The following is a 6616-nucleotide window of genomic DNA, read 5'->3' on the forward strand; positions in this document are numbered from 1 at the left end:
ATAAACCTTGTAGTGTTTTCATCAAATGGTCTTGAGTTGATTCTTTGATTGAATGCTCAAGACCACTCAAAAAGACCCAAAAGAAACTCATAACAAAATCAAACGAGTATTCATTCAAAACTTGATTCATAATATACCCAAAAGGAACTCAAAAGAAAACTCATCAAAACTCACTTCAAGAGTCACCAGAAGAAAAACAAAAGAATCATTGATTGAATCCTCAAGTATTTATCAATGAGTAAATATAGGGTATTACCAGAATTCTTTATGAGTCAAGTTTAAAACCTCGTTTTAAATGGTATCGAGAAGTTCATCTTAGGTTGCGGTCATAAGAAATAAGATAAATCAGGATAGGAATAAATCATTAATAAATAGATATAGATTCTATCAGCAGCAAATAGATGCGTTCAATCCCAAGAGTAAAACAAATCAGTTTTAAAGAACGTGAACACCCATTACTCCTCAAGCAAATGGAGGATTTGATGGAACTATACAAAATGGATATTAGTGGATTATATAAATCCTTGTTGCGCGAAAAACATCAAGCAGTCTTTGGGTCACTCACCACAAGGTCAACAGCAACTGGTGTGCTGGAGCGATGAAGACCATTCGGGTTCACCTCCATCCCGTTGAGGAGGCAATGCTGATTGAGGTTCAAAAGGTCAACAGACGCTTTCGTGACATCGAGACCCTGTTGCTTGGTCAGATTCGTGAGGAATACGCCAAAACACCTAAAGGGCGCTCAGGGGGTTCGTTGTGACCTTCCTTGAGCAGCAGATCACTGAATACCTCCAGCAGCAGGAAACAGCAAAGCGGGTGTTGCTGGTAATCAAAAAGAACCGCAGGAAAAAAGGAGAGGCACAGGAGATGCCACCAATCCCCAGTGCGCTTTTAACTGCTGAGGAAACTGAGGAGTTAGAGGAGGAGCATTCCTTCTACGTCTACCGCACAGATACCAATGCGGTGCTGGCACGAGGCATTCAAGGGTTTGAAGCGGCAAAGGAGCGAGCAAATCAACTACGCAAAAGTCACGGGTTGAAGTGGGATGAGGTGAAGTTCAAGTCAGAACGAGGAAACCAGAGCAGTGGAGGATCTGGTGGAGCAGCAGCAGCACCCAAAAAGCAGTTTGGTGTCAGTCGAGATGGCAAAACCTTCACCAACACTTCTGGGCAGAGCGGCAGGGTGGATTACGCCAAACGCTATAACCCATCAAAGGGTCGCAGGTTTAGTGGATATACAGACCCACAGGGCAACTATCACGATATTTCCTAAGCAAAATACAGATTTTAGGTAGTAAGGAGGTTCAAAGCAAAGGTATACCAGGTGTTTTGAGTGGTGAAGTGAACTACTGCCTGGGTAGGCATAGGAGTGATATGCCAAGAAAGCAGTCAGGGCAGTGGGTCTTACCGCCAGCAGCGCCAAGACCGCCAAGACCCCAGTGCTCATCTAGGGGCATCAGTCAGACCCATTGCGGCGCCTTGCGTCTCAACAAGTTTTGGGAAAGGGGTTGACAGCGCAGCGCGTTCGTCGTATAATAACCTCATAAGACATCCAACGATTCTAAGCGCCCAAGCAAAGAGAGAATCGTTGCCTTATTCGGCGATAAACCGCTAGAAATCCCTATACCTGCTCGTTCTTAGAGCGCAAACACACCTACGCCTCGGAGGCATTTATGGAAAACCAAACTACTTACAAACTCTGGAACTACGAGTTCGCTCACTATGAACCATCTACCCCTAAGGGAGGCGGCGAAATCAAATGGAATAAAGTTTCAGAATATCGTGATATCTATCTTCCCTCAGATGTCACGAACCCTGAGAAATACTTACAGCAATGTGGCATCGACAACGATGCCGACCTTTTAGAATACTCCTGGTTCAGTGATGAAGAGTAATCAACAAAGAAGTCAAGCGATTTCTCTCGGAAGTAGTTGATACACTTCGCCCTTACACCATTGATGGAGAGGTGACTGTTCTTAACAACGGTCACCTCAAAATCAAAGGCAAATACCCGTCAGGCAATCGTTCCTTTGTGATGGGAACAACTCCCAGTGACTACAAATGGAAACTTCGCACCAAGACACTGCTGAAGCGTTTTATCTACACAGAAATCCTTAGCAGTTCGTCTGCCTAATCAATCAAATCTAACAAGCGCCCATCGTCATCCACCAGGCGATGGCGCTTTTTTGTCGATTCAGCACGACGCTGAGCAACCCGATAAGCATCCGCCTGGTTCTGCTTGCTCTGGAAGTGCCTCCAGTATCCGTTTTGGTCTTGCCACTGGATGTTGATTGTCATCGGATCACCCCCACAACTCCAAACCCAAACCCGCCAACGCTGCCGCTCTCCTGAGACACGAAGACGCAGCAACCTCAGCAGCAGGTGCCTTGGATACCGACTCCAACGGTTCCGATGCCACCGCTGAGTAGTGGAGCAGGTCACCATCAGCAGTAGGGATGGTCAGGCGCCCCGTCACGACAACGGCACCACCAACCTCCTGAACCGATTGAACCTCCCAGCACCACCCAGGAGCACGATGGTGAAGGTGACGGGCAATGGTGTTCCAGGGGCAGTAGGTCAGGGTCGTCGTGCCCTGCTTCCTGGTCTTGAGGTGCCGAGGGTCAATAGGGCGTGAAAGATCCGCCAGGGTTTCGGCAGTCGGGCGAAGAGAGAACTTGACGGCAGTGATTGCCTGAGTGCCGTTGCTGGATGTCTTGAGCATTTGGTTGACTCTCTGTGGAGTTCAGTGCTTAGAGTGTAGCATCTTACGCTGGTGCTGTGAAGTTATTTGTAGGGCAGACCTGCTCTTGACGACAATGGTTCCCACCTCTTGAGCACCCTGGGTGGATTACTCCCCAGCACCACTCCTGGATGCCCTGGATCACCTCTGTCACTTGGTAGAGGGTGACCCTGAGTTTGAGAAGGAGTTCTATGCCGCCTCAACTCCTGATGAGATGGTCACCCTGGCAGTGGATGGCGGCATTTTGATTGACGCAGAGGATTTCCGTGCCCTGCTTAGAAGCGGCAGCACTGAGTTTTGGTTGGTTCGTGGTGAGGAGAGTGCCAATCCCATCGCCCACCTACAGCAGGTCTTTAGTATCTGATGCTGGAGGGGGAGTATCAGGTCTCCTGTGTCAAACACAGGTAGGTGCTCACAAGCGGTTGTGCCCTTCCATCCCGTTGTGCCTGACCCTGAAGACCCTTAATCGCATCCCGAACTTCAGGGTCGTATTCCCAACTAGTTCTTGACCGCTGCTTGAGAACCCATCCACCTGGGGCACGAACACCAAAACGGAGTTCAGCATCGCCAAAGGTGCTCAGCAATTCGGCGTCAATTACCTGCCTCTCCTGTTCCAGGGTCTTGATTGTGCCTGTGACCTCCACCCGTCTGCTGAGAAGGGCATCAGGAGTCAGATTTGCCAGATGCGGGAATGGGTCTGGGCGTTCAGGCGGGAGGGTCTTGAGCAGATGACTCAGTGCTCCTGGCGGTAGTGGTGGTGTCACTTCTCTCCATAGATGGCACCCTCATTCACCAATCGGTTGTAGTGACACTGAATGGCGTCTTCCACGATGGCGGCAAGGGTGAGGGGTTGGTTGGTGCGTTGGCGGTGATGCTGGATTTCAGAGACCAGTTTCATCGTCTCCTCACTGAGGCGGATGCCGAACTGCTTAGGAGCGTCAGGGTGTTCAGATGCCATTGCTGGTGGGGCGTCTAGGGGGAGTGTGGCAGGGGATTCCGCCAGCACCAGCAACGGTCAGGGTTTTCATCGTGACGCCACCAGCACCTGCCTATCAGCGGCGGTGACTGCCTGCTCCAGGGTCTGGTGACTGGAGAGGATGGTTGTCTCCCAGCACATCTCACCAACCTGGGTTCGGCGGGAAAGGTCAAACTCACCCGTGAAGCGTGAGAGGCGAATGGATAGACCCTCGTGCTCAGGGGTCGTGAAGTGCCAGTGGCGGGGAATGGATTGCTGAAGCATCGGATGGAACCTCTGTGGGTTTCTGGGGAAAGGGTTGGAGGGGCGAACCTCTTTGGATTTCTTGCCCCTCAACACTGAAATCATAGCACTAAATGAGCAAGGTCTGGCGCTTAGTGCTTGAAAGTCGTCAAATAGCAATCAATTCGGGCACCTCCTGCGTTGCCGCTACCTCCAGAGCGACGGCATCCAGCGCCTGATCGGCAACTGAGCGGTGAGTGGTGGGGGTTAGATCGCCAAAACGGGCATTGAGTGCCTTGGAGAACAGATTCGTGAATTCAGTGCTGATGGTGGTGGAAAGCAGGTCAGCAGCAAACGCCCAGTGCTGAATCATTGCCGCAGCACTGAGGTTTCCCCCCGCAGCAGCATCAGCAGAATCCTGTTCCCACTGACAGCAGCGGTCACGAAGAGCAGCAACCATCACGCCCTGGGCAGCATTGAGGGTCGCAAGGTCAATGGTGGAGAAATCGGTTGGCATTTGTCTGAACCTCTGTGGGTTGCTGGTGAGTGGTTGAGAGGGCGGGTTTCTGATGAACCTCTTGCCCTCAACGCAGTAATCATAGCACAAGGAACTGAGCACAGAGCGCATTGTGCTTTTGAATTGCGGAATGTTCCATTTGGTTCTGCTGTGCCTCCTGCCACACATCTCTCTTTAGGTTTGCTTTAGAAATGGGGTGTTAAGCGGAGTCGTTATGGTTACAACTGGTTTTCCATCGCTTCTTGCCTTGGTCGCTCTGGTGGGGTTTGTCGTGGTTCAAGCAGTGCTTAAGTTTGGTGCCTGATGCTCTGTTGTAGGTGTAAGGCGCGGGAGCATAGACAGCGAGCACTGCTTTGCCCTTTCAGGGTGCTTGAGGTATTGTGCTCCTTATGGCAAAGCAAGTTCGTCTGACACTCGCCAAGGCGCTGGCAAAGGCAAATCTCCGTCGGGCAGAAGCAGGTGAGAAGGCAATCACGATGAATGGTCTGGCAGTGGCGGCAGGAGTGGCAGCAACGACAATCACACGCCTGGCACGGAACGATCAGAAGGCGGCATCAGCACTTTCCTTGGATTTGGCGGGGAAGGTGGTGACGGTTCTGGATTGCGGGATTGAGGATTTGCTGGAGGTTGTAGAGTAGTAATCAGCAGTTATGCTTTGACTAATGGATTCATTCCTTGGGAAATTAAAGAGTGCTGCTGACAAGGCGGGATCCACTGCTGCTATTGCTCAAGAAAAAATTATCCAGGAGTATCTGCCAAGTATTGTTTCTGCTCTTCGGGATAAAGCAGGTCCAGCATTCCTTGAGATTCTTTCCGACGTTGACCAACTTGCTGAACTGGCAAGGAGTGCCTATCAGGCGTTGCCTTTGCCCGTGAGGATGGTTGTCAAGGAGCAGAGTTTCATTGACTGGGTGGTGTCTCACCAAGATAGCGTTGTTGACAACCTAAAATCACAACTCGATGTGGAGAGTGGCGCACAGGGGGATCCCTCCTCCCTTCCTCCTGGTGAAGTTGATGCCAAAGACAGAAATGAATAGGAAGTGAAAAGTTGACTTGCTAACCCTAGTTCAAGGTAATTAGAACTGCTTTTCCAAAGCATCAGCAACAACCGCCTGAATCTTGTTGCCCAAATCTTCTCTCGACCATTCCTCAGAAATCATCTCGGTCTGCTGGAGAACCAAGTCAATCGCTGCTGCTTCTTGATCAGGCGGATACTTGTAGCGTTTCAGCAGTGCCTTGATCATCGTTCGCAGACGTGCCCGAACATTTTCCTTGTATTGCCAATCGATGCTGAGGTTACCCCTTAGTTTTTCTGCCAGTTCCCGTGCCATCTTCATCAGCACCTCATCCCCCATCAGATCGTGTGCTGACTGGTTGTTCGCAAGAGCGTCATAGAAGGCAACCTCGGCAACCGACAATCCCATCGCCGCCACTTTCTCTGCTTCATCACGGAACTGCTTTGCCATCGCAATCAGTTCTTCAATCACCTGTGCCGCCTCGATGGAGCGGTTGGCGTATTTGTTCAGGGATGCCTGGAGCAGTTCACTAAATCGCTTCTGCTTTACCACGTTGGTCTTGAAGCGGGTCTGAACCTCTTCTCTCAGCAACCGCTGGAGCAGTTCAACCGCCAAGTTCTTCTGGGGGATCTTGCTGACCTCTGCCAGGAACTGATCCGACAGGATGCTGAGATCAGGTTTTTCAAGACCTGCCACCTTGAAAACATCAGTGATTCCGTCTGCCACCAGGGCGTCAGACATTAGTTGACGCAACTCAAAATCAACATTTTTAGGGGCACGACCATCTCCTCCACCATCTCCATCACCTTTGACCAGTGGTGCTCGGATCGCCTGAAGGAAGGTCACCTCAGCGTTGAGTTCCATCGCTTCATCAAGGGTGCCGCACAGAGCAAATGCTTTGGTCATTGCCAGCACGGTGTCGCAATACCGCTGCTTGCCATCTGAAATCGCCAGGATGTGATCGAGGCAGTTGGGCAGCAATGCCAATGCTGTCTTGGGATCGGTGAATCCACTCCAGTCGATGGGGTGAAGCAGGTCACGGGCAACCTGGAGTTTCTCCTTGAGAATCCGCAGCGCCTCACTGGTATCAATCGTTGGAGCACCTTTGCCCTTGGATGCGGTGTAGGTCGAGAGTGCTTCCTTGAG

Annotated in this window: 11 protein-coding genes; 6 read left to right on the plus strand and 5 right to left on the minus strand. The window is 50.9% G+C overall.

Going from position 1 to position 6616, the window contains the following annotated elements:
• The first annotated feature begins 401 nt into the window (after window positions 1-401).
• Genes KBZ15_RS15565 through KBZ15_RS15575 form a run of 3 tightly spaced genes read left to right on the plus strand, consistent with a single transcriptional unit; the run spans window position 402 to window position 1272 of the window.
• Entirely contained in the window at window positions 402-602 is a 201-nt protein-coding gene (locus KBZ15_RS15565) for a hypothetical protein (protein ID WP_255016110.1), read from the plus strand.
• Entirely contained in the window at window positions 599-760 is a 162-nt protein-coding gene (locus KBZ15_RS15570) for a hypothetical protein (protein ID WP_255016111.1), read from the plus strand. Before KBZ15_RS15565 ends, KBZ15_RS15570 begins: the two co-directional genes overlap by 4 nt.
• Window positions 757-1272 carry a hypothetical protein gene (locus KBZ15_RS15575; protein WP_255016112.1) on the plus strand — a complete coding sequence of 172 codons (516 nt, stop codon included), beginning with the start codon at window positions 757-759 and terminating at the stop codon, window positions 1270-1272. Before KBZ15_RS15570 ends, KBZ15_RS15575 begins: the two co-directional genes overlap by 4 nt.
• Window positions 1273-2129: 857 nt before the next feature.
• Here the strand turns inward: KBZ15_RS15575 and KBZ15_RS15580 are convergent.
• Window positions 2130-2297, minus strand: a complete 168-nt coding sequence (locus tag KBZ15_RS15580) for a hypothetical protein (protein ID WP_255016113.1) — start codon at window positions 2295-2297, stop codon at window positions 2130-2132.
• 545 nt (window positions 2298-2842) lie between these two features.
• On the opposite strand from KBZ15_RS15580, the gene KBZ15_RS15585 reads away from it, so the two are divergent.
• Entirely contained in the window at window positions 2843-3103 is a 261-nt protein-coding gene (locus KBZ15_RS15585; RefSeq protein ID WP_255016114.1) for a Nif11-like leader peptide family natural product precursor, read from the plus strand.
• A 396-nt stretch (window positions 3104-3499) separates the two neighbouring features.
• Here the strand turns inward: KBZ15_RS15585 and KBZ15_RS15590 are convergent, their stop codons facing one another.
• The 3 genes from KBZ15_RS15590 to KBZ15_RS15600 all read right to left on the minus strand — a co-directional run bounded on the left by KBZ15_RS15590 (window position 3500) and on the right by KBZ15_RS15600 (window position 4454).
• Complete coding sequence (locus KBZ15_RS15590; protein ID WP_255016115.1) at window positions 3500-3697, minus strand: hypothetical protein; 198 nt, start codon at window positions 3695-3697, stop codon at window positions 3500-3502.
• Window positions 3698-3763: 66 nt separating this feature from the next.
• Complete coding sequence (locus KBZ15_RS15595) at window positions 3764-3979, minus strand: hypothetical protein (protein WP_255016116.1); 216 nt, start codon at window positions 3977-3979, stop codon at window positions 3764-3766.
• A 127-nt stretch (window positions 3980-4106) separates the two neighbouring features.
• A complete protein-coding gene (locus tag KBZ15_RS15600) occupies window positions 4107-4454 on the minus strand; it encodes a hypothetical protein (RefSeq protein ID WP_255016117.1) in 348 nt (115 codons plus the stop codon).
• Between the two features lie 389 nt (window positions 4455-4843).
• Between KBZ15_RS15600 and KBZ15_RS15605 the strand changes: the two genes are divergently transcribed.
• Together KBZ15_RS15605 and KBZ15_RS15610 are read left to right on the plus strand one after the other, a co-directional pair.
• Complete coding sequence (locus tag KBZ15_RS15605; RefSeq protein WP_255016118.1) at window positions 4844-5092, plus strand: helix-turn-helix domain-containing protein; 249 nt, start codon at window positions 4844-4846, stop codon at window positions 5090-5092.
• A 24-nt stretch (window positions 5093-5116) separates the two neighbouring features.
• On the plus strand, window positions 5117-5491 hold the full coding sequence (locus KBZ15_RS15610; protein ID WP_255016119.1) for a hypothetical protein: 375 nt from the start codon (window positions 5117-5119) through the stop codon (window positions 5489-5491).
• 39 nt (window positions 5492-5530) lie between these two features.
• Here KBZ15_RS15610 and KBZ15_RS15615 read toward each other — a convergent pair.
• Window positions 5531-6616: DUF3387 domain-containing protein (locus KBZ15_RS15615; protein WP_255016120.1), on the minus strand; the 1086-nt coding region annotated here is incomplete at its 5' end.

Origin of the sequence: Cyanobium sp. BA20m-p-22 (assembly GCF_024346275.1) — a bacterium.
GTDB lineage: Bacteria > Cyanobacteriota > Cyanobacteriia > PCC-6307 > Cyanobiaceae > Cyanobium_A.

What these genes read in the sequence shown, in the direction of transcription:
- KBZ15_RS15565 (WP_255016110.1), top strand. Translation starts at nt 402, where the DNA reads ATGCGTTCAATCCCAAGAGTAAAACAAATCAGTTTTAAAGAACGTGAA.
- KBZ15_RS15570 (WP_255016111.1), top strand. Translation starts at nt 599, where the DNA reads ATGAAGACCATTCGGGTTCACCTCCATCCCGTTGAGGAGGCAATGCTG.
- KBZ15_RS15580 (WP_255016113.1), bottom strand. Translation starts at nt 2,297, where the DNA reads ATGACAATCAACATCCAGTGGCAAGACCAAAACGGATACTGGAGGCAC.
- KBZ15_RS15590 (WP_255016115.1), bottom strand. Translation starts at nt 3,697, where the DNA reads ATGGCATCTGAACACCCTGACGCTCCTAAGCAGTTCGGCATCCGCCTC.
- KBZ15_RS15595 (WP_255016116.1), bottom strand. Translation starts at nt 3,979, where the DNA reads ATGCTTCAGCAATCCATTCCCCGCCACTGGCACTTCACGACCCCTGAG.
- KBZ15_RS15600 (WP_255016117.1), bottom strand. Translation starts at nt 4,454, where the DNA reads ATGCCAACCGATTTCTCCACCATTGACCTTGCGACCCTCAATGCTGCC.
- KBZ15_RS15605 (WP_255016118.1), top strand. Translation starts at nt 4,844, where the DNA reads ATGGCAAAGCAAGTTCGTCTGACACTCGCCAAGGCGCTGGCAAAGGCA.
- KBZ15_RS15610 (WP_255016119.1), top strand. Translation starts at nt 5,117, where the DNA reads ATGGATTCATTCCTTGGGAAATTAAAGAGTGCTGCTGACAAGGCGGGA.